The sequence below is a fragment of the Halorussus salilacus genome, assembly GCF_024138125.1.
Lineage (GTDB): Archaea > Halobacteriota > Halobacteria > Halobacteriales > Haladaptataceae > Halorussus > Halorussus salilacus.
The window spans coordinates 522526-544283 of sequence record NZ_CP099993.1; the positions used below are offsets into that span (position 1 = coordinate 522526).

Annotated in this window: 30 protein-coding genes and 2 tRNA genes; 20 read left to right on the plus strand and 12 right to left on the minus strand. The window is 65.9% G+C overall.

Annotated elements, in window-relative coordinates:
• The first annotated feature begins 21 nt into the window (after nucleotides 1-21).
• Complete coding sequence (locus tag NGM10_RS02610) at nucleotides 22-948, plus strand: hypothetical protein (protein ID WP_253481497.1); 927 nt, start codon at nucleotides 22-24, stop codon at nucleotides 946-948.
• Nucleotide 949: 1 nt separating this feature from the next.
• On the opposite strand, the gene NGM10_RS02615 is transcribed toward NGM10_RS02610, so the two are convergent.
• Nucleotides 950-1162: a DUF7976 family protein gene (locus NGM10_RS02615; protein WP_253481527.1), complete on the minus strand. Its 213-nt coding sequence runs from the start codon at nucleotides 1160-1162 to the stop codon at nucleotides 950-952.
• Nucleotides 1163-1165: 3 nt separating this feature from the next.
• Nucleotides 1166-2200 carry an Mrp/NBP35 family ATP-binding protein gene (locus NGM10_RS02620; protein WP_253481530.1) on the minus strand — a complete coding sequence of 345 codons (1035 nt, stop codon included), beginning with the start codon at nucleotides 2198-2200 and terminating at the stop codon, nucleotides 1166-1168.
• A 145-nt stretch (nucleotides 2201-2345) separates the two neighbouring features.
• Between NGM10_RS02620 and NGM10_RS02625 the strand changes: the two genes are divergently transcribed.
• The 16 genes from NGM10_RS02625 to rpsB all read left to right on the plus strand — a co-directional run bounded on the left by NGM10_RS02625 (nucleotide 2346) and on the right by rpsB (nucleotide 10695).
• Nucleotides 2346-2561 carry a TRAM domain-containing RNA chaperone gene (locus NGM10_RS02625; RefSeq protein ID WP_253481533.1) on the plus strand — a complete coding sequence of 72 codons (216 nt, stop codon included), beginning with the start codon at nucleotides 2346-2348 and terminating at the stop codon, nucleotides 2559-2561.
• A 121-nt stretch (nucleotides 2562-2682) separates the two neighbouring features.
• Nucleotides 2683-3657, plus strand: a complete 975-nt coding sequence (gene moaA / locus NGM10_RS02630) for a GTP 3',8-cyclase MoaA (RefSeq protein ID WP_253481536.1) — start codon at nucleotides 2683-2685, stop codon at nucleotides 3655-3657.
• 336 nt (nucleotides 3658-3993) lie between these two features.
• Nucleotides 3994-4320 (plus strand): hypothetical protein, encoded by a 327-nt coding sequence (locus tag NGM10_RS02635; protein ID WP_253481538.1) that lies wholly within the window; start codon nucleotides 3994-3996, stop codon nucleotides 4318-4320.
• Nucleotides 4321-4475: 155 nt separating this feature from the next.
• Nucleotides 4476-4560: transfer RNA gene (locus tag NGM10_RS02640), tRNA-Ser, on the plus strand.
• A 17-nt stretch (nucleotides 4561-4577) separates the two neighbouring features.
• Complete coding sequence (locus NGM10_RS02645) at nucleotides 4578-5087, plus strand: 30S ribosomal protein S13 (RefSeq protein WP_253481540.1); 510 nt, start codon at nucleotides 4578-4580, stop codon at nucleotides 5085-5087.
• Nucleotides 5087-5611 (plus strand): 30S ribosomal protein S4, encoded by a 525-nt coding sequence (locus NGM10_RS02650; RefSeq protein WP_253481542.1) that lies wholly within the window; start codon nucleotides 5087-5089, stop codon nucleotides 5609-5611. Before NGM10_RS02645 ends, NGM10_RS02650 begins: the two co-directional genes overlap by 1 nt.
• Entirely contained in the window at nucleotides 5608-6000 is a 393-nt protein-coding gene (locus NGM10_RS02655; RefSeq protein WP_253481544.1) for a 30S ribosomal protein S11, read from the plus strand. Before NGM10_RS02650 ends, NGM10_RS02655 begins: the two co-directional genes overlap by 4 nt.
• Before the next feature lie 3 nt (nucleotides 6001-6003).
• Complete coding sequence (locus NGM10_RS02660; RefSeq protein WP_253481545.1) at nucleotides 6004-6750, plus strand: DNA-directed RNA polymerase subunit D; 747 nt, start codon at nucleotides 6004-6006, stop codon at nucleotides 6748-6750.
• A gap of 209 nt (nucleotides 6751-6959) precedes the next feature.
• Nucleotides 6960-7044: transfer RNA gene (locus NGM10_RS02665), tRNA-Leu, on the plus strand.
• A gap of 33 nt (nucleotides 7045-7077) precedes the next feature.
• Complete coding sequence (locus NGM10_RS02670; protein ID WP_253481547.1) at nucleotides 7078-7431, plus strand: 50S ribosomal protein L18e; 354 nt, start codon at nucleotides 7078-7080, stop codon at nucleotides 7429-7431.
• On the plus strand, nucleotides 7428-7865 hold the full coding sequence (locus tag NGM10_RS02675; protein ID WP_253481549.1) for a 50S ribosomal protein L13: 438 nt from the start codon (nucleotides 7428-7430) through the stop codon (nucleotides 7863-7865). The genes NGM10_RS02670 and NGM10_RS02675 overlap by 4 nt, the downstream gene beginning before the upstream one ends.
• Complete coding sequence (locus tag NGM10_RS02680) at nucleotides 7859-8257, plus strand: 30S ribosomal protein S9 (protein ID WP_253481551.1); 399 nt, start codon at nucleotides 7859-7861, stop codon at nucleotides 8255-8257. The genes NGM10_RS02675 and NGM10_RS02680 overlap by 7 nt, the downstream gene beginning before the upstream one ends.
• Before the next feature lie 47 nt (nucleotides 8258-8304).
• Nucleotides 8305-8505, plus strand: coding sequence for a DNA-directed RNA polymerase subunit N (locus tag NGM10_RS02685; RefSeq protein ID WP_253481553.1), 201 nt, complete (start codon nucleotides 8305-8307; stop codon nucleotides 8503-8505).
• Complete coding sequence (locus tag NGM10_RS02690; RefSeq protein ID WP_253481555.1) at nucleotides 8505-8687, plus strand: DNA-directed RNA polymerase subunit K; 183 nt, start codon at nucleotides 8505-8507, stop codon at nucleotides 8685-8687. Before NGM10_RS02685 ends, NGM10_RS02690 begins: the two co-directional genes overlap by 1 nt.
• Nucleotides 8684-9895 (plus strand): phosphopyruvate hydratase, encoded by a 1212-nt coding sequence (gene eno / locus NGM10_RS02695; protein WP_253481558.1) that lies wholly within the window; start codon nucleotides 8684-8686, stop codon nucleotides 9893-9895. Before NGM10_RS02690 ends, eno begins: the two co-directional genes overlap by 4 nt.
• Nucleotides 9892-10695, plus strand: a complete 804-nt coding sequence (gene rpsB / locus NGM10_RS02700) for a 30S ribosomal protein S2 (protein WP_253481559.1) — start codon at nucleotides 9892-9894, stop codon at nucleotides 10693-10695. The genes eno and rpsB overlap by 4 nt, the downstream gene beginning before the upstream one ends.
• A 600-nt stretch (nucleotides 10696-11295) precedes the next feature.
• Here the strand turns inward: rpsB and meaB are convergent.
• The 5 genes from meaB to ctaD all read right to left on the minus strand — a co-directional run bounded on the left by meaB (nucleotide 11296) and on the right by ctaD (nucleotide 15713).
• Complete coding sequence (gene meaB, locus NGM10_RS02705) at nucleotides 11296-12369, minus strand: methylmalonyl Co-A mutase-associated GTPase MeaB (protein WP_253481561.1); 1074 nt, start codon at nucleotides 12367-12369, stop codon at nucleotides 11296-11298.
• Nucleotides 12366-12782, minus strand: a complete 417-nt coding sequence (locus tag NGM10_RS02710; RefSeq protein WP_253481563.1) for a cobalamin B12-binding domain-containing protein — start codon at nucleotides 12780-12782, stop codon at nucleotides 12366-12368. The genes meaB and NGM10_RS02710 overlap by 4 nt, the downstream gene beginning before the upstream one ends.
• Before the next feature lie 193 nt (nucleotides 12783-12975).
• Nucleotides 12976-13371, minus strand: a complete 396-nt coding sequence (locus tag NGM10_RS02715; RefSeq protein ID WP_253481565.1) for a universal stress protein — start codon at nucleotides 13369-13371, stop codon at nucleotides 12976-12978.
• A gap of 25 nt (nucleotides 13372-13396) precedes the next feature.
• Entirely contained in the window at nucleotides 13397-13669 is a 273-nt protein-coding gene (locus NGM10_RS02720; protein ID WP_253481567.1) for a DUF7520 family protein, read from the minus strand.
• A gap of 259 nt (nucleotides 13670-13928) precedes the next feature.
• Nucleotides 13929-15713, minus strand: a complete 1785-nt coding sequence (ctaD, locus tag NGM10_RS02725; RefSeq protein ID WP_253481569.1) for a cytochrome c oxidase subunit I — start codon at nucleotides 15711-15713, stop codon at nucleotides 13929-13931.
• A 333-nt stretch (nucleotides 15714-16046) separates the two neighbouring features.
• Between ctaD and NGM10_RS02730 the strand changes: the two genes are divergently transcribed.
• Entirely contained in the window at nucleotides 16047-17432 is a 1386-nt protein-coding gene (locus NGM10_RS02730) for a sulfatase family protein (protein WP_253481570.1), read from the plus strand.
• Between the two features lie 2 nt (nucleotides 17433-17434).
• On the opposite strand, the gene NGM10_RS02735 is transcribed toward NGM10_RS02730, so the two are convergent.
• The 4 genes from NGM10_RS02735 to NGM10_RS02750 all read right to left on the minus strand — a co-directional run bounded on the left by NGM10_RS02735 (nucleotide 17435) and on the right by NGM10_RS02750 (nucleotide 19909).
• Nucleotides 17435-17671, minus strand: coding sequence for a DUF6684 family protein (locus NGM10_RS02735; protein WP_253481572.1), 237 nt, complete (start codon nucleotides 17669-17671; stop codon nucleotides 17435-17437).
• A gap of 48 nt (nucleotides 17672-17719) precedes the next feature.
• Nucleotides 17720-18079 (minus strand): DUF7541 family protein, encoded by a 360-nt coding sequence (locus NGM10_RS02740; RefSeq protein WP_253481574.1) that lies wholly within the window; start codon nucleotides 18077-18079, stop codon nucleotides 17720-17722.
• An 80-nt stretch (nucleotides 18080-18159) separates the two neighbouring features.
• On the minus strand, nucleotides 18160-18486 hold the full coding sequence (locus tag NGM10_RS02745) for a DUF7410 domain-containing protein (RefSeq protein ID WP_253481577.1): 327 nt from the start codon (nucleotides 18484-18486) through the stop codon (nucleotides 18160-18162).
• A gap of 40 nt (nucleotides 18487-18526) precedes the next feature.
• Entirely contained in the window at nucleotides 18527-19909 is a 1383-nt protein-coding gene (locus NGM10_RS02750; protein ID WP_438267163.1) for a hypothetical protein, read from the minus strand.
• A 128-nt stretch (nucleotides 19910-20037) separates the two neighbouring features.
• Between NGM10_RS02750 and NGM10_RS02755 the strand changes: the two genes are divergently transcribed.
• On the plus strand, nucleotides 20038-20292 hold the full coding sequence (locus NGM10_RS02755) for a hypothetical protein (RefSeq protein WP_253481579.1): 255 nt from the start codon (nucleotides 20038-20040) through the stop codon (nucleotides 20290-20292).
• Here NGM10_RS02755 and NGM10_RS02760 read toward each other — a convergent pair whose 3' ends face one another.
• On the minus strand, nucleotides 20293-20556 hold the full coding sequence (locus NGM10_RS02760) for an MTH865 family protein (protein WP_253481582.1): 264 nt from the start codon (nucleotides 20554-20556) through the stop codon (nucleotides 20293-20295). It abuts the gene before it with no gap.
• A 128-nt stretch (nucleotides 20557-20684) separates the two neighbouring features.
• On the opposite strand from NGM10_RS02760, the gene NGM10_RS02765 reads away from it, so the two are divergent.
• Nucleotides 20685-21740: a M42 family metallopeptidase gene (locus NGM10_RS02765; RefSeq protein WP_253481585.1), complete on the plus strand. Its 1056-nt coding sequence runs from the start codon at nucleotides 20685-20687 to the stop codon at nucleotides 21738-21740.
• The last annotated feature ends 18 nt before the right edge of the window (nucleotides 21741-21758 follow it).

Sequence of the window (21758 nt, forward strand, 5' to 3'; positions counted from 1 at the left end):
TATAGGTCCTAAATGATATATATGGGTTCAAATCTGAAGTTCGTCTGTTTCCTAATTCCAGTTCTGATTCTCGGAATGGCTACTGTGTCTGGTAGTGCAGTAGCTCAGGACGAAACAGTCAATGAAACTGTAATCAGTGGTGAAGGAATCGTGTATCAAATCTCATTTAGTAAAGCTAATTCAAGTATTTCTACAACTGTAGTTAATCCCACAGATTGGGAAGACAAAATCACGGGATATATATTAAAAGTCGACGGCCAGCGAGTCCACGACGCTAATTTCAGACTAGACCAAGACGAACAGCAAACCGAGCAGATAAACATCACGCCCGGGATAAACGTCAACCAACGCGAACACACCATTACGTTCTCGACCTACGAAAACACGACCCGGTTCAATTTCACCCGCGAGATCGATTCCACGGACTCCGAAACGGTACCCGCTCCGCACATCTCGAACGTCGAGGTGAAAGACGGAACCGCCAAGGGCGAACCCTCGGCCGTTGCCAACGTCACCATCGTCAATCCGTCCAAACAGCTCTACAGCACCAAGCTCATGGTCCACACGGTCGATACCGACGGGAGTCTCTACCCCGCGTCGGTCCGGCCGGGAGACTCTCGAACAATCTCGGTCGAACTGCTCGACGAACAGGGGTCAGAGATAGCGGGCGAAGCCCGACTGTACACAGGAAATATGACGACCGAGGAGGGCGCGTTAGACCAGGTGGAGTTCGCCGGGCAGGACGGGGGCGACACGTCGGTCCGGGACGCGTCGTACGAGCCCGCTCGGCCGACATGGATGAGCGACAACTACGAGTACGAGAACGAAAGCTACGAGCGCGGTATCGGAGAGAAGCTCAGTCGCGGTCACGACGTCGAAGGGATTCCGGTGGTCTACCCCGCCGTCGCGTTCCTCGTCGGGGTCGGTATGCTACGGAAGTGGAGATGACTCAGGACTCTTTCGTCCGGAGAATCTCGCGCATATTCAGATAGATGTCCTTTGGCGAGGTCTCCTCGTCGGGGTCGTAGAGGTCGCTGACCCGGTAGAGCATCGCCGCGACCATCTCGCTCTCCGATGTTTCACCGCGGATGTCCTCCGCGATTTCTCGGAGTTCCTTCGCGCGCTCCACGTCGGGTCCGTCGGAACCGTGGTCGTGGGACATGGCTTATCGTTGCGAGCGGCGTTTGATAATCCCGACGTTGTTGGCGACGTTCTCGGTGAGCACGCGGAAGGCGTCGCCGGTGTCGCTGTCCTCGTCCAGCACGATGGGGCGCCCCTCGTCGCCGCCGGTCCGGACCGACGGGTCGATGGGGATGGACCCGAGGAACGGCATGTCGTTGTCCTCGGCGAACTTCGCGCCGCCGCCGCGACCGAAGATGTCGTGTTCGCCCCCGCAGTCCGGGCACTTGAACGTGGACATGTTCTCGGCGATGCCGAGGACGTTGGTGTCGTGGCGGCCGAACATCCGCAGGCCCTTGCGGGCGTCGTCGATGGCGACCTCCTGGGGCGTCGTGACGATGACCGCGCCGGTGACCGGGACGCTCTGGAGGAGGGTCAGTTGGGCGTCACCGGTCCCCGGCGGGAGGTCGACGACCATGTAGTCGAGGTGGCCCCACTCGACGTCCTCCCAGAGCTGGGTCAGGACCTTGTGGACCATCGGGCCGCGCCAGATGACGGGGTCGTCCTCGCCGACGAGGAACGCCATGCTCATCAGCTTCACGCCGAACTGCTCGGGCGGAATCATGGTCTCGTCGTCGGTCGCTCTGGGGGCCTCGTCGGCGTCGACCATCCGTGGGACGTTCGGTCCGTACACGTCGGCGTCGAACAGGCCGACGCGCGCGCCGAGTTGCGAGAGGCCCGCCGCGATGTTCACGGCGACGGTGGACTTGCCGACGCCGCCCTTGCCGGAGGCGACCGCGATGATGTTCTCGACGTTCGGGAGGACCTGCTCGTCGGGCGAGAGGTCGTCGTCGACGCGCGCCGAGAGGTTCGCCTCGATGCCGTGCTCGCCGAGGACCTCCCTGACGCGGTCGGCGATCTGTGTCTCGTGGGGTGAGTACGGTGCGCCGAGCGCGAGGGAGATGTCGGCGGTGTCGCCATCGACCGACACGTCGTTGACGAGGTTCAACGAGACGATGTCGTCGCCGAGGTCCGGGTCCTCGACGTTCCGGAGCAGGTCGCGTACCGCTGATTCGTCCATACCGGCGAGTAGGGGGCGAGCGAGCGAAAAGGCTTGCCCCTCGAACTGAACCCTATTGCATTGCAGTTCCGGACCGGTGGGGGACGGTCACGCACCGATTACTTAACCTCGGTCGAAACGTGGGTGAGGACGTGAGCGATTCGGAATGAACGATTCGGACTCCGCCCCGGTCGAAGCCGGGGAACGCTACTCGGTCGAAATCGAGGACCTCGGGAGCGAAGGCGACGGCGTCGCTCGAATCGGGTCGTTCGTCGTCTTCGTCCCCGGTTCGGGACTCGGCGACCGCGTCGACGTTCGCATCGAGGAAGTCGGGGGGAGCCACGCCGTCGCGTCCGTGGTCGAGGACGACGAGGAAGTGTGAGGAGTGTGATAGTAGTAACCCCGGCCGACCGATTCGACTCGCCGGACGTAACCGGATACGGTTACGAACAACCGATTTCCTCCCGCGATTTTAAGGTCGCTCGGTCGAAAACTCCGTCGTAATGCTGGAGGACGATTTCGGGCGCGAGGTCTCCGGCGTGCGGGTCTCGCTCACCGACCGATGCAACTTCGACTGCGTCTACTGCCACAACGAGGGGCTGGGGGACACCCGCGGCCCGATGGACCCGCAGGACGGGGAGATGACCGCCGACGAGGTCGTCCGCTTTCTGGAGGTCGCCCGCGAGTTCGACGTCGGGAAGGTCAAGTTCACCGGGGGCGAGCCGATGCTCCGGGAGGACTTAGAAGAGATAATCCGGCGAACGCCCGACAGGATGGAGGCCTCGATGACGACCAACGGCACCTTCCTGCCGGGCAGGGCCGAGGACCTCGTCGAGGCCGGACTGGAGCGAGTGAACGTCTCACAGGACGCCCTCGACCCGAAGGCGTTCGCGGAGGTCACCGAGAGCGGCGCGTACGACCGGGTGATGGAGGGGGTCGATGCGGCGCTCGACGCGGGACTCGACCCCGTGAAGCTCAACATGGTGGTCTTCGAGAAGACCGCGGGATACGTGCCCGAGATGGTCGACCACGTCGCCGACAACGACGGGCTCCAGCTCCAGCTCATCGAGTACATGCCGGAGCTGACGGGCAAGCCCGAGTGGGCCATCGACATCGAGCGCGTTCACGGCTGGCTCGAAGACCAGGCCGAGGAGGTCGAGATACGCCAGATGCACGGGCGTCGGCGCTACTGGATCGGCGGCGACGCCGAGGAGGGCGGGATGGTCGAGATAGTCGACCCCGTCGAGAACGAGAGCTTCTGTCGGAACTGCCATCGCGTGCGCGTCACGCACGAAGGATACCTCAAGGGGTGTCTGAACCGCAACGACGACCTCCGGCCGATGGGCGAGATGACCAAGCCCGAGATTCGCGAGACGTTCCGCGAGACGGTCGCGAACCGGGTGCCCTACTACGGCGAGTACATGGTGAAGGGCGACGACGGCGAGTGGGAGATAAACGACGAGTACATCGAGGTCTAGATATTTAGGACGGTCGGGACAGCACTCTTCGAGTCTTCCCCGGGGCAGGCGAGTCAAGGGGTTTCCGTGGTATGAACCGCCAGAAAGCCCCCGACAGCTCGCCTCCCGGGACTCGCTGTGCTCCTCAGTCGCTCACTCCGTTCGCTCCTTGCGGTGCTTACGTCGTCCGGGTTCGTCGAGCGGTCGGCCCCTTTCAATCCCGCCCGCGACGGAGGGGCAGTCGGGCGTGTCCCGGTGGGAGGGCCCACCGGACGCTTTCGGTGGTCCGTGTCACCGAGTGAGGCACGACGACCGTGGCCCGCAGGCTTAACCGCACGCCGGGCGAACTACGGTGGCATGACCGAACTCGCAGAGGCGCTCGGCGAGGTCGGCGTCGACGACCGACTCCGAGTGACGACCGAGGACGGGACGGCGTTCGAGGGGCGGGCGAGCCCGGTCGACTACGTGCCCGAGGAGTCGCTGCGCATCGAGGTCCGGCCCGAGGACGGCGGCGTCGACAGGTACGAGATACGGGCGACCTACGACGACGGCTGGAGCGACCCGCTGGTCCGGCACGCCGAGGCCGACGCTGAAGACGGGTCGTGGACCGAACTCGGGAGAGTCGGGGAGTTCGCGGCCGAGGAGCAGGGCGGCCAGTCGGGCCCCGAGTCGGAGCCGTCCTGACCGAGTCCGGGGCGTCCCGAAACCGAGCGCGGAACCGTCGTACGACGTGATACGATTCGTTGCGTTTATATATGTCCCGTGGGTACGTTGAGTTGCAAACCTGTAGGGGCACCGGGTCCCGAGTCCGGAAGGGCGACAGTGAATGCAAGCAACGTGTCGAGGTAGCCTAGTCTGGCCCACGGCGCAGGGTTGCTAACTCTGTGGCGTCAAGCCTCGAGGGTTCAAATCCCTCCCTCGACGCTTCAACGTATCCAACTATGAGCACGGAAGAACCACAGGAGGAAGACGAGGACCTCCAGTACTTCGTCCGCATCGGTCGAACAGACCTCGATGGGACGAAGACCGTCGAACGGTCCCTGTCGGAACTCAACGGGATCGGCCGCCGAGCGGCGCGCATCATCGCCGACAAGGCGGGCGTCGACCGGACGGCGACGTTCGGCCGTCTCGACGACGGCGAGATCGACTCGGTCGTCGAGACCGTCGAGAACTTCGCCGACGAGGTCCCCGAATGGCTCGCAAACCACCGCAACGACTACTTCACCGGTGAGACCACCCACGAGACGGGCAACGACCTAGACATGACCCGTCGTCAGGACATCAACCGGATGAAGATGATCGACTCGTACAAGGGCGTCCGCCACAAGCGCGGCCAGAAGGTCCGCGGACAGCGCACCCGCTCGACCGGCCGCACCGAGGGCACCATCGGCGTCAACGTCGAGGAGATCAAAGAAGAACAGGCCGCCGAAGAAGAGGGTGGTGAGGAGTAATGGCGCTCGGCGAGAACACCAAGTTCTACGAGACGCCTAACCACCCGTTCCAGGGCGAGCGCATCTCCGAGGAACACAGTCTCCTCGACCGCTACGGCCTGAAGAACAAAGAGGAACTTTGGCGCGCCCAGTCCGAGCTTCGTGGCTTCCGCCGCGAGGCCCGGAACATCCTCGCCCAGCGAGCGCAGGGCGACGTCGAGGCCGCCGAAGGCGAGGAGTTCGTCGGCCGCCTCCAGCGGCTCGGCATCCTCGGCGACGGCGACGAACTCGACGACGTGCTGTTGCTCGAAGTGACCGACGTGCTGGAGCGTCGCCTCCAGACCGTCGCCTACCGGAAAGGACTGGCCCAGACGCCCCAGCAGGCGCGGCAGTTCGTGACCCACGGCCACGTCAGGGTCGACGGGCGGCGCGTGCGAGCGCCCTCCTACAAGGTCGAAGTCGCCGAGGAGGGCACCGTCGAGTTCGACGAGAACAGCCCGCTTGCCGACGAACTCCATCCAGAACGAGCGGAGGGTAACGAATGAGCGCAACCGACGACGACAAGTGGGGCGTAGCCCACGTTCACGCATCGTTCAACAACACCATCATCACGGTCACCGACCTGACCGGTGCCGAGACCATCGCGAAGTCCTCGGGCGGGACAGTCGTGAAGCAGAACCGCGACGAGTCCTCGCCGTACGCGGCCATGCAGATGGCCGAGACGGTCGCCGAGGAAGTCAAGGCGGCGGGCATCGAGGGCGTTCACGTTCGCGTGCGCGGCCCCGGCGGTAACCTCCAGCAGAACCCCGGACCGGGCGCGCAGGCGACCATCCGCGCGCTCGCTCGCGCCGGGCTGGAGATCGGCCGCATCGAGGACGTGACCCCCATCCCGCACGACGGCACCCGAGCCCCCAAGGGCAAGAGTGGATTCTAACCCATGACCGAGGACTTCGACGTCGAGTTCATCGAACGCGGGGACCGGAAGTCGCGGTTCCTCGTCCGGGGTGCGAGCCCGGCGTTCGCCAACGGCATCCGGCGGGCCATCGTCGCTGACGTGCCGACGCTCTCGATAGACACGGTGCGGTTCATCGAGAACTCGTCGGTCATGTTCGACGAGCAGATCGGGCTCCGGCTCGGTCTCGTCCCGCTATCGACGCCGCTGGGCGAGTTCGAGGAGGGCGACACCGTCACCCTCAGCCTCGACGTGTCGGGTCCGGGTACCGCCTACTCGGGCGATCTGGTCAGTTCCGACGAGATGGTCCAGCCCGCCGACGACAACGTTCCCATCATCGACCTGAAGGACGACCAGCGCCTCGAACTCGAGGCCGACGCCGTCCTCTCGTCGGGGAAGGACCACGCCAAGCATCAGGGCGGCGTGGCCGTCGGCTATCGGCACCTCCAGCGCGTGGAGGTCGTCGGCGACCGTGACGAGTACGAGGACGACGAGACGAACGTCCTTCGCGGGGTCATCGAAGACGACGGCGAACTCGTCCCGACCGAGGAGTTCGACCACGACCTCACGAACCGCTACCCCGGCAAGGAGGTCGAAGTCCACGACGTCGAGGAGGCGTTCGTGTTCCACGTCGAGAGCGACGGCTCGCTGTCGGTCGACGAACTCGTCACCGAGGCCGTCGGGTCCATCGAGGCCCGCGCCGACGAACTCGAAGAGGCAGTACAGCTATAGAACCATGCAGGGTCCTTCCAACCGCGTTTCGGCGACGCTCGCCCGTCGCGCCGAGCGGCGTAGCCGCACGGCGCGACGACGAGCTCGCGGGCTTCGCCCGCTCGCGTTCCCGTCGGTCCGTTGGAACGACGCACGTCAGACCGAAACTGGTTTGAAGGGCCACCCACTACACACTGTTGCCCGCGAGGGGCTGCACGTGTGTTCTCCGTGCAGGGATAGCCAAGTCAGGCCAACGGCGCAGCGTTCAGGGCGCTGTCTCGTAGGAGTCCGCAGGTTCAAATCCTGCTCCCTGCACTGCAATTCTCATTCCCATCAGGAGGAAGTATTATGAGCAAGACGAATCCGAGGCTCACCAGTCTCATCGCTGATCTGAAGTCGGAGTCCCGCGATTCGGACGCCGACGTGTGGAGTACTGTCGCAGACCGCCTCGAGAAGCCCCGCAGCACGCACGCGGAGGTCAACCTCGGCCGCATCGAGCGGTACGCCGAGGAAGACGAGACCGTTATCGTGCCCGGCAAGGTTCTCGGGAGCGGCGCTCTGCAGAAGACTGTCACCGTCGCCGCAGTGGACTTCTCGTCCACCGCGGAGACGAAGATCGAGCAGGCCGACGGTGAGGCTCTCGACCTCGAACAGGCAATCGAACAGAACCCCGACGGAACGAACGTGCGGGTGATTCGATGAGTATCGCAGAATTCGACGCCGACGTCGTCGTGGACGCCCGCGACTGCATCCTCGGTCGCGTGGCGAGTCAGGTCGCACAGCGCGCGCTCGACGGCGAGCGCGTCGCGGTGATCAACGCCGAAGACGCCATCATCACGGGCAACGAAGACGACGTGATGGAGACCTACCAGAAGCGCGCCGAGCTGGGGTCCGACCGCGGTCCGTACTACCCCAAGCGACCGGACATGATCTTCAAGCGGTCGATCCGCGGCATGCTTCCGTACAAGAAGACCCGCGGCCGCGAGGCGTTCGAGAACGTCCGCGTCTACGTCGGCAACCCCTTCGACGAGGACGGCGAAGTCCTCGAGGGCACGTCGCTGGACCGGCTATCGAACATCCGCTTCGTCCAGTTGGGCGAAATCAGCAAGAATCTGGGTGCTAACGTCACATGGTAACCAATACGAGCGGAAAGAAGAAGACGGCCATCGCCCGCGCCACCGTCACGGACGGCGAGGGCCTGGTGCGAATCAACTCCCGACCGGTCGAGCTGGTCGAACCCGAGATGGCTCGGCTCAAGATGCTCGAACCGTTCCGCATCGCGGGCGACGAACGCCGCGACGCGGTCGACGTTGAGGTCGACGTGCAGGGCGGCGGCATCAGCGGACAGGCCGACGCGGTCCGGACCGCCATCGCGCGCGGGCTGGTCCAGCACACCAACGACGCCGAACTCCGAGACGCGTTCATCGAGTTCGACCGGTCGCTGCTGGTCAACGACTCGCGGCGCTCGGAGCCCAAGAAGTGGGGCGGCCCCGGCGCTCGCGCGCGCTACCAGAAATCTTACCGCTAATGACCATGACAGGAAACCCGCGGTTCCGAACGGAGGAACGATAACCCATGATGGTACCAGTCCGCTGTTTCACATGCGGCAAGGTCGTCGGGGAGTACTGGGAAGAGTTCAAGGCGCGGTCGGCGACCAAGGAGGGCGACGAGGACCCCGAGAAGGTCCTCGACGAACTCGGCGTCGAGCGACAGTGCTGTCGCCGGATGCTCGTCTCGCACAAGGACCTCGTGGACATCGTCTCACCCTACCAGTAATGGCTCAGCAACAACGCTACTCCCGGTACGAGAAGGCACGCATCATCGGGGCGCGCGCCCTGCAGGTGTCGTACGGCGCGCCGGTACTCGTCGAGACCGACGAGACCGAGCCCATCCTCATCGCGGCCGAGGAGTACGACGCGGGCGTCCTTCCGTTCACGGTGCGACGAGGCAAGCAATGACGCTGGTCAGCGAGGTTCGGCTCCGCCAGATACTCGACTCCCGAGGTAATCGGACGGTCGAGGCCGACGTGGTGACCGAGAGCGGCGGGTTCGGCCGCGCGGCCGCGCCCAGCGGCGCTTCGACCGGCGAGTACGAGGCCATCGAACTCGACCCGAGCGAAGCCATCGCCTCGGCTCGCCAGCACGCCGTCCCTCGCTTGGAAGGCCAGGTGTACGTCGGCGACCAGCGCGACGTCGACCGGACGCTACGGGCGGCCGACGGCACCGACGACTTCTCCGAAATCGGTGCGAACAGCGCGGTCGCCATCAGCATGGCCGCCGCGAAGGCCGCCGCCGATGTGCTGGGTGCGCCGCTGTATCAGCACCTCGGCGGCGCGTTCCGGGGCGAGGAGTTCCCGACGCCGCTCGGGAACGTCGTCGGCGGCGGCGAGCACGCCGCCGACGCGACCGCGATTCAGGAGTTCCTCGCCGCGCCCGTGGGCGCACCCAGCGTCCAAGACGCGGTGTTCGCCAACGCCGCCGTCCACCAGGAGGTCGGCGACCTGCTGGACGACCGGAACATCCCGGCCGGAAAGGGCGACGAGGGCGCGTGGGCTCCCTCCATCGACGACGCCGAAGCGTTCGAGATCGTGGCGGAGGCCACCGAAACCGTCTCCGAGGAGTTCGGCTTCGAAATCCGGTTCGGCCTCGACGTGGCCGGTTCGGAGCTCTACGACGCCGACGCCGAGGAGTACGTCTACCGGGACACGACCCGGGACACCGGCGAGCAGATCGAGTACGTCGCAGACCTCGTCGACGAGTACGACCTCGCGTACGTCGAGGACCCGCTCGACGAAAACGACTACGCCGGGTTCGCCGACCTGACCGAGAGGGTCGGCGACCGGACGCTCGTCTGCGGCGACGACCTGTTCGTCACCAACGTCGAGCGACTTCGGACGGGCATCGAGCGGGGTGCGGGCAACTCGATTCTGGTCAAGCCCAACCAGATAGGCACCCTCAGCGACGCCGTCGACGCCGTGGAACTCGCGGTCGAGAACGGCTATCAGCCGGTCATCTCCCACCGCAGCGGAGAGACCGAGGACACCACCATCGCACACCTCGCCGTGGCGACCGCCGCGCCGTACATCAAGACGGGCGCGGTCGGCGGCGAGCGAACCGCCAAGCTGAACGAACTCGTTCGAATCGAGCAGAACGTTTCACAACTATGAGCGAAAACGAGAGCGAACAGGTAGAAGAAGAAGGCCTCGAAGCTGCCGAATCGGAGACCGACCTCGAACCCGAGGGCGAATCCGGTGCGGAGCCGTCGGTCGACCCCGACGACGACGTGGCGGCACAGGCCGACGAGGAGGAAACGACCGCGGGCGACGAGACCGAGTCCGAAGACGAGGGGCCGTCCCTCGACGAGGACGTGATGGACAACCAGGAGGAGGCCGACCTCCTCATCCCCGTCGAGGAGTACCTCGGCGCTGGCGTCCACATCGGGACCCAGCAGAAGACCCAGGACATGGAGCGGTTCATCCACCGCGTCCGCACCGACGGGCTGTACGTCCTCGACGTCTCGAAGACCGACGAGCGCATCCGCACCGCCGCCGACTTCCTCGCGAACTACAATCCCGAGCAGGTGCTGGTCACCTCCTCGCGCCAGTACGGTCGGTTCCCGGCCGAGAAGTTCGCCGAGGCCGTGGGCGCGCGCGCCCGCACGGGCCGGTTCATCCCCGGCACGCTCACGAATCCGAAGTACGACGGCTACATCGAGCCGGACGTGCTCGTCGTCACCGACCCCATCGGCGACGCACAGGCCGTCAAGGAGGCCATCACGGTGGGCATCCCGGTCATCGCGATGTGCGACTCCAACAACAACACCAGCAACGTCGACCTCGTGGTCCCGACGAACAACAAGGGTCGCAAGGCGCTGTCGGTGGTCTACTGGCTGCTCGCCAACGAGACCCTCGACCGCCGCGGTGCCGAGCCGACCTACGGCCTCGACGACTTCGAGAGCGGTATCTGAACTGCGCTTTTGGGTGTTTTTCGGTTTTGCGACCGTCGTTCTTCGAGCGCACAGCGATGCGTCTTCCGTGGGATGGAGCGTGTTCGTGATCGTGAGACGGAGCGTTCGCGAGTTCCAAGACTGTTGAGGGTACTAGCTACTCCCGGTACCTAGGAGGACCGCACCCGCAGACCACGCGTCTCCCCCAATCGACTGCGCTTCTCGCTCGTCGTTTCACTCCTCGCTTCGATGTCTGCGAACGCAGTTCGCAGATCAGCGAGACGCGAAGCGTCTCGCAAGCCTCATCCCTCACGCGGGAATGTCGGCCCACGAGGGGCCGACCCCGCGCGCCACGATTTGAGTGAGACCAGTATCGCGCAACTTCGACGTTGGTCACGGCGCGCGCTGGCGCGAGTTCATCTCGCGCCATCATTGCGCGAGGGATGACTGAGCGACTGGAAGGAGCGAGGGAATCGGCTGGGGAGGGGTGTGGTTGCGGTTCTCCTGGGTACCGGAGGTAGCCAGCGTTCTCGGATACACCGACAGCCGAAGCTACGCCGCCAACAGAACACACCGACGCTCGAAATAAATGACGCTTTCTAGAACAAAAATCGCGCCGAGCTACTCCTCCAGACAGTCTTCCAGCGGTTCGATGATCTCGTCGGCCACCGAATAGGGGTCGGTCTCGCGCGCCCGGACGCGCTCGACCAGTTCCGCCATGCCGCCTCGGCGCTCGATCTCGTCCTCAAGCAGGTCGCCCACGTCTTCGCGGAGCAGGTTCCGAATCTCCTCGGCGTACCGGGTCCGGGCCTTGGCTTCGAGGGTGCCCGACTCCTCCAGATACGCCCGGTGGTCGGCGAGGGTCTCGACGAACTCCGCGACGCCCTGCCCGTCCTTGGCGACGGTCTCGACCACGCGGGGGCTCCAGCTTTCTGCTTCGTCGCCCTCGGCGGCGCTCGCTTCGCTTTTGTCCGCGCCACCGCTACCGCCGCCGACGGCACCCGCGCCGTGGTGGCCGGTCGCGAGGTTCGCGGTGCGGTCTTCCTGCATGTGGATCATCTCACGCAGTTCCTGTACCGTGCGGTCGGCACCGTCGAGGTCGGCCTTGTTGACCACGAACACGTCGCCGATCTCGAGGATGCCCGCCTTGAGCATCTGGACGTTGTCGCCGGACTCGGGCGGGACCAGCACCGCGACCGTGTCGGCGGTCTTCACGATGTCGATCTCGTTCTGGCCCGCGCCGACGGTCTCGATGAGTATCCTGTCCTTGCCGAACGCGTCGAGGGCCTTGACCGCGTCGGTGGTCGCGGTCGACAGGCCCCCGAGAGTGCCGCGGGCCGACATCGACCGGAAGAACACGTCCATGTCGCCGACGTTGCTCGCCATCCGGATGCGGTCGCCCAGCACCGCGCCGCCGGTGAACGGCGAGGAGGGGTCCACGGCGATGACGCCGACCGTCTCGCCGCGCTCGCGGTAGTAGTTCGCGAGTTTGTCGACCAGCGTCGACTTGCCAGCGCCGGGACTCCCGGTGATGCCGACGACCTCGGCGTCGCCGGTGTGGTCGTGGAGCGCCGAGACGAGTTCGCGGTAGCCCGGGTCGCGGTTCTCTATCTTGGTGATGACTCGCGCGAGCGCGCGGTGCTTGCCCGCGAGCAGCTCCTCGACCAACTCGGCGTGTTCTGCGTCGGCGCTCATCGCTGGGGCGCGTTCTCGCGGACGAACTCGATGGTCTCCTCCATCGGCGTGCCGGGGCCGAACACCTCGGCGACGCCCATCTCCTTGAGTTCGGCCTTGTCGTCGTCAGGCACGACCCCGCCGACGAGGATCAGGGTGTCCTCGAACGCGTCGTACTCCTTGAGGCCGTCGATGACCTTCGGCACGAGGGTGTTGTGGGCTCCCGAGAGGATGGAGATGCCCAGCACGTTCACGTCCTCCTGGACCGCCGCCTGCACGATCTCGTCGGGCGCGTTGTGGAGTCCCGAGTAGATGACCTCGAACCCGGCGTCCCGGAACGCGCGGGCGATGACGTGGGCCCCGCGGTCGTGGCCGTCGAGTCCGACCTTGGCGACGAGGCATCGAATCGACTGCTGTTCCTGGTCTGCGCTCATACACGAGAGTTCCGCCCGTTCGGGTTTCACTTTAACGGAAATCTTGCCGAAAGTTCATTTGAATCCCTACAAGTTTGCTTGTAGAATCGCCGCCCACCGGCGGGTTCGTGCCGGTCGGACTGGGCGTTCGTCCCGCCCCCGTCGACGGGAGTCGCTCGTCTCGCGCCGGTCGGCCCCTCCTCGGCGGCCGACGCTACTCCTCGAACCCGCCCGTGACCAGCACGGGACGGTCGGCCTGAAGGATGACCGACTGAGAGACGCTGCCGAAGATGGCCTTCCCGGCGGGCGAGCGCCTGCGCCCGCCGACGCAGATGCAGTCGGCATCGACCCGGTCGGCGACGTCCAGTACGGTGGCGGCTGGTTCGCCGCTGCGCTCTATCACCTCGACATCGACACCGGCGTTGTTCAGGACGTCGCTGGCCCGCCGGACCGCCCCGACCTCGGTCGCCGACGCTCCCTCTCCGTCGGTGAATACGTGCAGGAGCGTCGCCCGGACCTCCCGAGCAGCCTGCGGGAGGTCGGCGACGGCTCGGGACTGTCTCCGCGCACGGTCGGCGTCCTCGTCGAGAGCGACCACGACGTGGTACATGCTCCGGTCCACGACGAACGGGACCTTAGCTGTTCTCCCCGGCCTGCTCGGCGTCGGCGACGTGCGAGACGACCACCACGAGCCCCAGCAGGACGCCCAGAACGAGTCCGACCGTGACCGCGCCGTACACCGCCAGCCCCAGCGGCGTGGGCTGGAGTTCCATCACGCCAAACAGTTCCACCGCGGTGAGGTCGCCGGGACCGAACGCACCGAGTACCGCGCCCACGACGCCGGTGATGGCCACGATGAGCGCGTAGAGTCCGACCACGAGCCGTCGACCCTCGAACGTCCCCGTCACGGTCGACCCTCGGGTCGGCGGAAGGATTAGCCTTTTCATCCGGTCGGGCCGTAGGTCGAGTATGTCCGAGAAAGACCTGTTGGCGCTCCTGCTCGGGGGAATCGCGCTTCTCATGTTCGCGATGGGTATCATCCTCGCGGTGACGTGACGACCTGACGGGGGCGACCGGGGTCCGTCGCCGTATCGGAATCGAAGTTATCGACCGACTCGGGCCGTAGCGAACGCTACCCGGTCGAGAGAAAAACCGAAAAATTGCTCGTTACGCTTCGTCTTCGGCGGGTTCGTCGCCGTTTATCTCTTGGCCGCCGTCAGGGACGACTTCCTCGCCGCCGTCGGTGGCCGCAAGCGCGGTCTCGCGCTTGCGCTCGAACCACGCCCACTCCTTGGTCTTCAGACCGTCGTCCTCGAGGTTCCACGGGTCGCCCGACTCGACGCGCGGGCCTTCGAGCCACGAGGTCACGATGTTCCAGACGAACACGAGCTGGCCGAAGCCCATGATGAACGCCCCGACCGTGGCGACCATGTGCCAGTCGGCGAACTGCGGGAGGTAGGTGGCGTACCGACGGGGCATGCCGCCGTACCCGAGGAACAGCATGGCGAAGAAGGTCATGTTCGACCCGACCATGGTGGTCCAAAAGTGAATCTTCGCGAGCGTCTGCTGGTACATCCGGCCGGTGTACAGCGGGAACCAGTAGTAGATGCCCGCGAAGCCGGCGACCGCGATGGCTCCCATCACGACGAAGTGGAAGTGCCCGACCACGTAGTAGGTGTCGTGGAGAACGAGGTCGACCGGAACCGACGCGAGGAAGACGCCGGTGACGCCGCCGATGATGAAGTTCTGGACGAACCCGATGGAGAACAGCATCGGCGCGGTGAGCCTGAGCCGGCCGTTCCACATGGTGGTGATCCAGTTGAAGGTCTTGACTGCCGAGGGGACGGCGATGGCGAGCGAGACCGCCATGAACGACGCCCGGATGCGGGGGTCCATGCCCGTGCTGAACATGTGGTGGGCCCAGACGCCGAACGAGAGGACGCCGATGGCGAGCGTCGAGTAGACGACGAATTTGAATCCGAACAGCTTTCGGCCGGAGAATCTGGGCAGGATGAGGCTGACCAGTCCCATCGGCGGGAGGACGAGGATGTACACCTCGGGGTGGCCGAAGAACCAGAACAGGTGCTGCCACAGCATCGGGCCGCCGCCCTCGGCCGCGAAGAACAGCGTGCCGAAGTTGCGGTCGAGCAGGAGCATCACCAGCGCGCTCCCGAGCAGGGGGAACGAGAACAGGATGAGTCCCGACTGGGTGAGCATCGTCCACGAGAAGATGTCGAGGCTCTCCCAGCCGACGTTCTCGCCGCGCTCGGTGAAGATGGTCGCGATGAAGTTTATCGCCCCCATCGTCGCCGACACCCCCGACAGGTGCAGTCCCAGCAACATCAGGTCCACGCCGGGGTTGGCCTGTTCGACCGACAGCGGCGTGTACATCGTCCAGCTGGTCTCGGCCGCGCTGATGCCGATGTCGGTCGCACCCAGCGGGAAGCCGATCCAGATGAGGATTGCGGCGGGCGGGAGCAACCAGAACGCGATGGCGTTGATGCGGGGGAACGCCATGTCGTCGGCTCCGATGAGTAGCGGGATGAAGTAGTTCCCGAACGCCGCGATGATGGGCGTCCCGAACAGGAACAGCATCGTGATGCCGTGGGTCGTCAGCAGGGCGTTGTAGAAGTTCGCCCCGATGATGGCCTCCTCGGGCACCGCGAGTTCGGTCCGCATCAGGAGGACCGCGATGCCGCCCCACGCGAACGAGAGGAGGCCGAAGAGGCCGTAGAGCATCCCGATGTCCTTGTGGTCGACGGTGGTCAACCAGCGTACGATTCCGGCGGGCTTCTCGTGGTGTACCTGCCCGGTCTGTTCGCCGACGTAACCCCCACCGGTCGCGAGGGGAGTGTACGAACGCCAGTCCTCGAGGCGCGTGAGGAACGCGGCGACCGCAAGCAGGAACACCCCCATGACGACGGTGAGTGCTATTTGCCCGGCTTCTACCATACCCCACGGTCAGGACTACAAGGTAAAGAAAGGTTAGGTTCCGTCCCCGCGACGTGGGGGTGCGATTACGGTCGAAAAAGACGCGAAGGCGAACGGGTTCGGTCGGGCCGGGAGTTCGACCTCGGCGTCTATCGTACGATTCCCGATACGTCGAGAATCGCTCGGTTGAACCGTGGTAATCGGACCCAAGAGTCGTGGAACCGCGCCCGACGGTCGATTCGCGGCGTCGGGCCGACCACCGGTCCGTCGAGGTGTAAGCCGGAGCTCACATCGTCGTATTTTTGGTCGCGTCAGTCGTCGTCCAAGCCGACGCCCCCTGAACGGAGGACTCCAATGCACACGATTCTCATCACCGTCGACGCGTTGCGGGCCGACCACCTCGGGCAGTACGGCCACGAGCGCGACACGATGCCAGCCCTCGACAGACTCACCGCGGACGGGACCCGGTTCGAGGCCGCGTTCTCGAACGCGCCCTACACCCGCATCTCGATTCCCTCGTTTCAGACCTCGCAGTTCCTCGCGTACGACGAACTCGCCGAACTGCCGACCATCGCGTCCATCCTCGGGGACAGCGGGGTGACGACCGCGGCGGTCGGCACCCAGACCGGCGTGGGTCTCGTGGACGCCGACTTCCGATTCGATCAGAACCTCGACCTTGGTCGCGACGAGTACCACGAGGAGGCCAACAGCGACCGAGCGTTGCGGGACCGGATCGTCCACCGCGTGGACCGACTCGCGTCGCGAGTCGGTCCCCTCCTGCGGCGGGTCGAACCGGTGTACGAGGCCGTCGACGACGCCTACCGGCGACTCGTTCCCACGCCCGACTTCCAGTACCTCGGGTACACGAGCGCGGAGGTCGTCACCGACACCGCGGTCTCGTGGCTGGAGGACAACCGCGACGAGGACTTCTTCCTCTGGATTCACTACATGGAGGGCCACCGGCCTTACGGCGTCCACGACGAGGACCCCGCCTACCTCGACGAACCCCTCGACACCGACCGAATCAAGCGCCTGATGAAGACCGCGGGGACCGCGCCCGAGGAGATTTCCGCGAGCGAACGCCGATTGCTGGAGGACCTCTACGACTCGGACCTGCGGTACTGCTCGCGCCACCTCGACCGACTGTTCGACGCGATGGCCGACCTCGGTGTCTGGGACGACGCAAACGTCGTCTTTTCGAGCGACCACGGCGAGGAGTTCGCCGAGCACGGCAACTACTTCCACCGAAACTACCCCTACGACGAACTCATCCACGTCCCCCTGCTCGTCAAGCGCGAGGCCGGGACCGCAAACGACTCCGACGCTCCCGACACCGTCGAGCAACAGCGCCAGTTGCTCGACCTCGCGCCCACCGTCTGTGCGTTCCACGGTATCGACCCCGAGGAGTTCGACTTCGAGGGCGAGCCCCTGTTCGAGGGCGACGACCGTCGGGTCGTCGCCCTCGGGTCGGGTCGGCCCGACGACGAGCAGGTGGTCGCGGGCCGGTGGGACGGCTGGAAGTTCATCTACGACGACGAGTCGGTCCAGCTGTACGACCTCGACGCCTCGCCCGACGAGACCGACTGCGTGGCCGACGACCACCCAGAGGTCGTCTCGGAGTTCCGCGAGGCCATCCCCGAGTACCTCTTCGACCGCGAGGACGAACGGCTCCGCGACCCGGTGGACGGGGTCGAGAAAGAGCAGTTAGAGGCGCTGGGCTATCTCGAACTGAAGGACTGAACTCACTCCGCGTCGCCCGATTCGGCCGACTCGATGCGGTCGGCCGCGACGTACGTGAGGTACGCCAGCAGGACGAAGGGAACGATGAGCAGGCCGTACGCGACGGCGGAGGTCAGGCCCTCTATCGCCCACGGCGTCGCGACCGTGAACAGCGCGATGAAGAAGCCGATGATGCAGAGCGGGATGAGGTTGACCGTGATGTCGAGCCACGTCTCCCGTTCGAAGATGGGGGTTGCCATGGTCGCCGGTAGCCACGCAGCCGACAAATAGGTTTCCGATTCGTCGTCCTACACCGCGCGGGGTTCCCAGAGCGACCCGAAGACCCCGGCCAAGAGGACGAGGAAGCCGCCGACGACCACCGCGAGGCCCCGGAGGCGGATGGCGTCGGTGGTGTTGAGCGCGACCGCGCCGCCAGCGACCAGACAGACCACCGACGCCGCGACCAGCGCCTTCCACGGATTGCCCACGTACTCGGACTCGCGCAGGATGCCCACGACGCTCCCGACGAACAGCAGGAGCCCGCCGACCGCGACGGGGAACAGTGCCATGACGATACCGACCTCGAAGATGGCGAGTCCGAACGCGACGAACACCGGCCACGGACTCGCCTTCCGGTACTCGTCGCTCAGCCCGGGTTGTTCGTCCATGGTAGTGGGTGGGTCCGGTGGAAACTAAAGCGCTCCGACTGCTCGGTCGGGGCGCGACGCCGACGGCGTCGCGCCGAGGGTCAGGCCCCGAGGAGCCACCCGCCGACGAAGAGCCCGCCGCTGAGGGGGTCGTTCGTGTAGTAGGAGTAGACGAACAGGAACCCGAAGTACAGCAGTACGAGCAGTCCCAGCACCTTCAGCCGGAAGCTACGGAGGTCGTCGGTCTCCTCGGCGTACGCCGACTGGAAGGCCTCGCGCTCCGCGTCCGAGAGGTCCTCCCAGTGGTCGAGCCCCTCGTGGAGGACGAGCAGTTCCTCGCTCTCCAGCGGGCGCTCGCAGTAGGGACACTCGACGGGCGACTCGTCGGGCGGAACGCGGGTCTCGTACGTGAGGGGTTCGTCGGTCATGGGGTGAGGGGGTCGTCGGTCATGGTGAACGTGTCGTCGGTCACAGGTAAGGCGGTTCCACGTCGGGGGCGGCGACGATCCAGAGGCTGATCATGGTGTACAGCACCATCACGACCACGAAGGGGTACTGGCTCCGGACCGCCTGCAGACGCCCCGGGAACACCTCGTACGCGGTCGCGTGGGCGACCCACACCGCGAGCAGGTGGCCAAGCAGGACGAACGTCACCGCGACCGTTCCGAACCACCCCGGGAGCACGATGACCACCGGGTCGAACGGCGGCGAGAGCGGTGACGAGAGCGCATTCGTCAGCACGGGCGACAGCGAGATGAAGTACCCGAGGAAGTGCGCGAGGTGGTAGCCCGCCGCGATGGGCAGAAGCGAGGGCACGAACCGGCGGCCGATGGCCTCCGGGGTGAGGTAGGTCCCGGCGGTCTCCCGGGAGTACCGTGAGGCGAGCCGGTAGGCGCCCCAGAACGCCCCGAACCCGACGAGGAGCGCGGCGGGGTAGACGAGCTGCGCGGGCACGCCGACTCCCACGACCGCCCGGGCGAACTCGGCCCAGACGGGCGTGCCGACGAAGCCGTCGTAGGTCGTCACCCACAGCAGGGCGACCACGAACGCCACCTCGTCGCGGCCGTCGGCGAGGCGGGGTTCGGTCAGCGCCGCGCCCGGCAGCCGGAGTTCGAACCCCGAGTCGGTCCGGCGCAACGGTGCGACCCGGCCGTAGTAGCGGAACACCCGCGAGACGGGGTCGACGTTGTCGAACCACGCGTCGGGGCCGTAGACCAGCGCGCCCGCCAGCGTGACGACCGAGTAGCCGACGATGACCCACGAGAGCAGTCGGGGCTCGTCGGCCAGCGGGCTGACGACCTCGACCCAGATGAGCGCGAGCAGGCCGACCACGCTGGGCCACGCGCCGAACCGCTCGGGGTACTCGCGGTCGAGCGAGGGGAGCCACTCCGCGAGCGCGCGCCACGGGTTCAGCGCGGGCCAGCTGTTGCCCAGCAGGTAGACGGTCGCGACGTAGCCCGCCCACCAGCCGACCCACACGACCATGGTCGCGGCGTTCCGGAGCGAGTCGGCCGGACCGAGGAAACCGATGACGACGATGCCGACGAGCGCGAGGACCGACAGCAGTCGGGTCACGGTCCGGATGCCGTCGACCCGCGCGCTCGCGACGCGACGCCACTCGTGCATCGTCCGGATGAACGCCCGGTCGGTGACGAAGCTCGCGAGCAGGAACGACGCGCCGACGACCCCTCCGCCGGTGAGCAGGAACAGCCACGTCGGAACCGACATCGACCCCGCCGCCGCCCGGAGGTTGCCGCCGTGGGCCAGCGCCCGCCCGACGACCGGGCCAGCGAGGACGGCCGTGAAGAAGGCCGCGAGCGCCGCGATTCGGCGGTCCATCCGAACTCTCATTGCCGGACGTTGGGCCGGTCGGGACTTGTGGGTTCCGGATACCTGCCGGGAGGCGGGATGCGCAACGGCGGAACGCTCGCCAGCAGGGTTTTATGGACCGGTGTGGTACCGGAGACGGGGGAGTTATCGTGGAACGCCAAGACCAGCCGACGGGTTCGGGCGAATCGGAGATGGGAGAGGCCGCCGACGCCGCGCCCGACGACATCGCGGAGATGGACATCACCGAGCCGACGGTGACGTGGCTCGAAGTCTCGCACCCGCAACAGCCGATTCCCATCGGGGAGAGAGACCGGGTGCTGGACAGCCACTTCAACGAACAGTACGACGTCTGGGAAGTGCTGTTGGTCGCGCTTCCCGACGAAGACGATGACGACGAGGAGTAGTCAGATCATGTCCTTGTCCTTCAGGCCCTCGATGAGGTCGTCGACCAGCGAGTCGACGTCATCGTAGGGGAAGTCCTGCGCGTCGGACATCTTCGTCGAGAGCTCCATCGCGGTGAAGCTCACGTCGCCCGCCTCGAAGCGCGTGCCCGGACCGTTCGGGAGCGCGGGAACGAGGTCCATCGGGTTGCTGACCGGGTAGTCTGCGCCTTCGAAGGCGTCGGTGAACTGCTCGCGGAGTTCGGCTTCGGTTTCTTCGTCTGCCATACGCGTGTTGTGTGCAGTTTCCCGCAAAAACGTTCCGGAACAACTGGAAACTGGTTGTGGGTTGTTCGGGACGGACGGGTCGGGACGGGATGACCGGGTTTATAAGCAGTGGGGCGTCATTCCTTCCCATGAACGCCGACTTCGATTTCGACTTCGACCTCCTGCGAGAACTCACCGAGGAAAGCGGCGTCGCCGGGTACGAGGACCGAATCCGCGAACTCGTTCGCCGGGAGTTCGACGGGGTGGTCGACTCGGTCCACACCGACGCGATGGGCAACGTGGTGGGAACGGTCGAGGGGTCGAGCGACTACTCGGTCGCGGTCGCCGCGCACATGGACGAGATCGGCTTCATGGTCCGTCATATCACCGACGAGGGCTTCCTCGAACTCGACGCCCTCGGCGGGTGGGACGCCGACGTGCTCCGCGCCCAGCGCGTGCGGGTCCACGCCGAGGAGGGAGATTTGACGGGCGTCATCGGCTCCATCCCGACCCACGTCCAGGAAGACGACGAGGACGGCCTGTCGGTCGAGGACGTTCACGTCGACCTCGGTCTGCCCGCCGAGGAGGTCGACCAACGGGTCTCGGTCGGCGACCTCGTCAGCATGGACCAGACGACCACCACGGTCGGCGACCACGTCACCGGCAAGGCGCTCGACGACCGGGTCTGCCTGTTCGCGATGCTCGAAGCCGCGAAGCGACTCGACGACCCGGACGTGACAGTCCACTTCTGCGCGACAGTCCAAGAGGAGCTGGGCATCCGGGGCGCGCCCGCGCTCGGTGTGGACCTCGACCCGGACCTCGCGGTCGCGCTGGACGTGACGGTCGCCAACGACATCCCCGCGGTCGAGAAGGAGGGCGAGTACGTGACCGAACTCGGCGAGGGGACAGCGATAAAGCTCAAGGACTCCAGCGTGGTCACGACCCCGAAGGTCCACCGCCGGATGCGGTCGGTCGCCGAGGAGCGCGACATCGACCACCAGCTCGAAGTCCTCCCCTCGGGCGCGACCGACACTTCGGGGTTCCAGAACACCCACGGCGCGAAGCCGGTCGGGGCCATCTCGATTCCCACCCGGTACCTCCACACGGTCACCGAGAGCGCCCACCACGGCGACGTTGGGGCGACCATCGACCTCCTGACCGCGTTCCTCGACACCGAGACGGGAGAGCACGACTACAGCCTTTGAACCGGCGGATTTCGTGAC

Excerpts from the sequence above, each read along its gene's own strand:
- moaA (WP_253481536.1), top strand. The coding sequence starts at position 2,683 with ATGCTGGAGGACGATTTCGGGCGCGAGGTCTCCGGCGTGCGGGTCTCG.
- NGM10_RS02645 (WP_253481540.1), top strand. The coding sequence starts at position 4,578 with ATGAGCACGGAAGAACCACAGGAGGAAGACGAGGACCTCCAGTACTTC.
- ctaD (WP_253481569.1), bottom strand. The coding sequence starts at position 15,713 with ATGGTAGAAGCCGGGCAAATAGCACTCACCGTCGTCATGGGGGTGTTC.
- NGM10_RS02750 (WP_438267163.1), bottom strand. The coding sequence starts at position 19,909 with ATGAGAGTTCGGATGGACCGCCGAATCGCGGCGCTCGCGGCCTTCTTC.
- NGM10_RS02625 (WP_253481533.1), top strand. The coding sequence starts at position 2,346 with ATGAACGATTCGGACTCCGCCCCGGTCGAAGCCGGGGAACGCTACTCG.
- eno (WP_253481558.1), top strand. The coding sequence starts at position 8,684 with ATGACGCTGGTCAGCGAGGTTCGGCTCCGCCAGATACTCGACTCCCGA.
- NGM10_RS02715 (WP_253481565.1), bottom strand. The coding sequence starts at position 13,371 with ATGTACCACGTCGTGGTCGCTCTCGACGAGGACGCCGACCGTGCGCGG.
- NGM10_RS02740 (WP_253481574.1), bottom strand. The coding sequence starts at position 18,079 with ATGGACGAACAACCCGGGCTGAGCGACGAGTACCGGAAGGCGAGTCCG.
- NGM10_RS02615 (WP_253481527.1), bottom strand. The coding sequence starts at position 1,162 with ATGTCCCACGACCACGGTTCCGACGGACCCGACGTGGAGCGCGCGAAG.
- NGM10_RS02745 (WP_253481577.1), bottom strand. The coding sequence starts at position 18,486 with ATGACCGACGAACCCCTCACGTACGAGACCCGCGTTCCGCCCGACGAG.
- NGM10_RS02690 (WP_253481555.1), top strand. The coding sequence starts at position 8,505 with ATGGCTCAGCAACAACGCTACTCCCGGTACGAGAAGGCACGCATCATC.
- meaB (WP_253481561.1), bottom strand. The coding sequence starts at position 12,369 with ATGAGCGCCGACGCAGAACACGCCGAGTTGGTCGAGGAGCTGCTCGCG.
- NGM10_RS02710 (WP_253481563.1), bottom strand. The coding sequence starts at position 12,782 with ATGAGCGCAGACCAGGAACAGCAGTCGATTCGATGCCTCGTCGCCAAG.
- NGM10_RS02760 (WP_253481582.1), bottom strand. The coding sequence starts at position 20,556 with ATGGCAGACGAAGAAACCGAAGCCGAACTCCGCGAGCAGTTCACCGAC.
- NGM10_RS02765 (WP_253481585.1), top strand. The coding sequence starts at position 20,685 with ATGAACGCCGACTTCGATTTCGACTTCGACCTCCTGCGAGAACTCACC.
- NGM10_RS02610 (WP_253481497.1), top strand. The coding sequence starts at position 22 with ATGGGTTCAAATCTGAAGTTCGTCTGTTTCCTAATTCCAGTTCTGATT.
- NGM10_RS02685 (WP_253481553.1), top strand. The coding sequence starts at position 8,305 with ATGATGGTACCAGTCCGCTGTTTCACATGCGGCAAGGTCGTCGGGGAG.
- NGM10_RS02635 (WP_253481538.1), top strand. The coding sequence starts at position 3,994 with ATGACCGAACTCGCAGAGGCGCTCGGCGAGGTCGGCGTCGACGACCGA.
- NGM10_RS02675 (WP_253481549.1), top strand. The coding sequence starts at position 7,428 with ATGAGTATCGCAGAATTCGACGCCGACGTCGTCGTGGACGCCCGCGAC.
- NGM10_RS02650 (WP_253481542.1), top strand. The coding sequence starts at position 5,087 with ATGGCGCTCGGCGAGAACACCAAGTTCTACGAGACGCCTAACCACCCG.
- NGM10_RS02730 (WP_253481570.1), top strand. The coding sequence starts at position 16,047 with ATGCACACGATTCTCATCACCGTCGACGCGTTGCGGGCCGACCACCTC.
- rpsB (WP_253481559.1), top strand. The coding sequence starts at position 9,892 with ATGAGCGAAAACGAGAGCGAACAGGTAGAAGAAGAAGGCCTCGAAGCT.
- NGM10_RS02735 (WP_253481572.1), bottom strand. The coding sequence starts at position 17,671 with ATGGCAACCCCCATCTTCGAACGGGAGACGTGGCTCGACATCACGGTC.
- NGM10_RS02680 (WP_253481551.1), top strand. The coding sequence starts at position 7,859 with ATGGTAACCAATACGAGCGGAAAGAAGAAGACGGCCATCGCCCGCGCC.
- NGM10_RS02620 (WP_253481530.1), bottom strand. The coding sequence starts at position 2,200 with ATGGACGAATCAGCGGTACGCGACCTGCTCCGGAACGTCGAGGACCCG.
- NGM10_RS02660 (WP_253481545.1), top strand. The coding sequence starts at position 6,004 with ATGACCGAGGACTTCGACGTCGAGTTCATCGAACGCGGGGACCGGAAG.
- NGM10_RS02670 (WP_253481547.1), top strand. The coding sequence starts at position 7,078 with ATGAGCAAGACGAATCCGAGGCTCACCAGTCTCATCGCTGATCTGAAG.
- NGM10_RS02655 (WP_253481544.1), top strand. The coding sequence starts at position 5,608 with ATGAGCGCAACCGACGACGACAAGTGGGGCGTAGCCCACGTTCACGCA.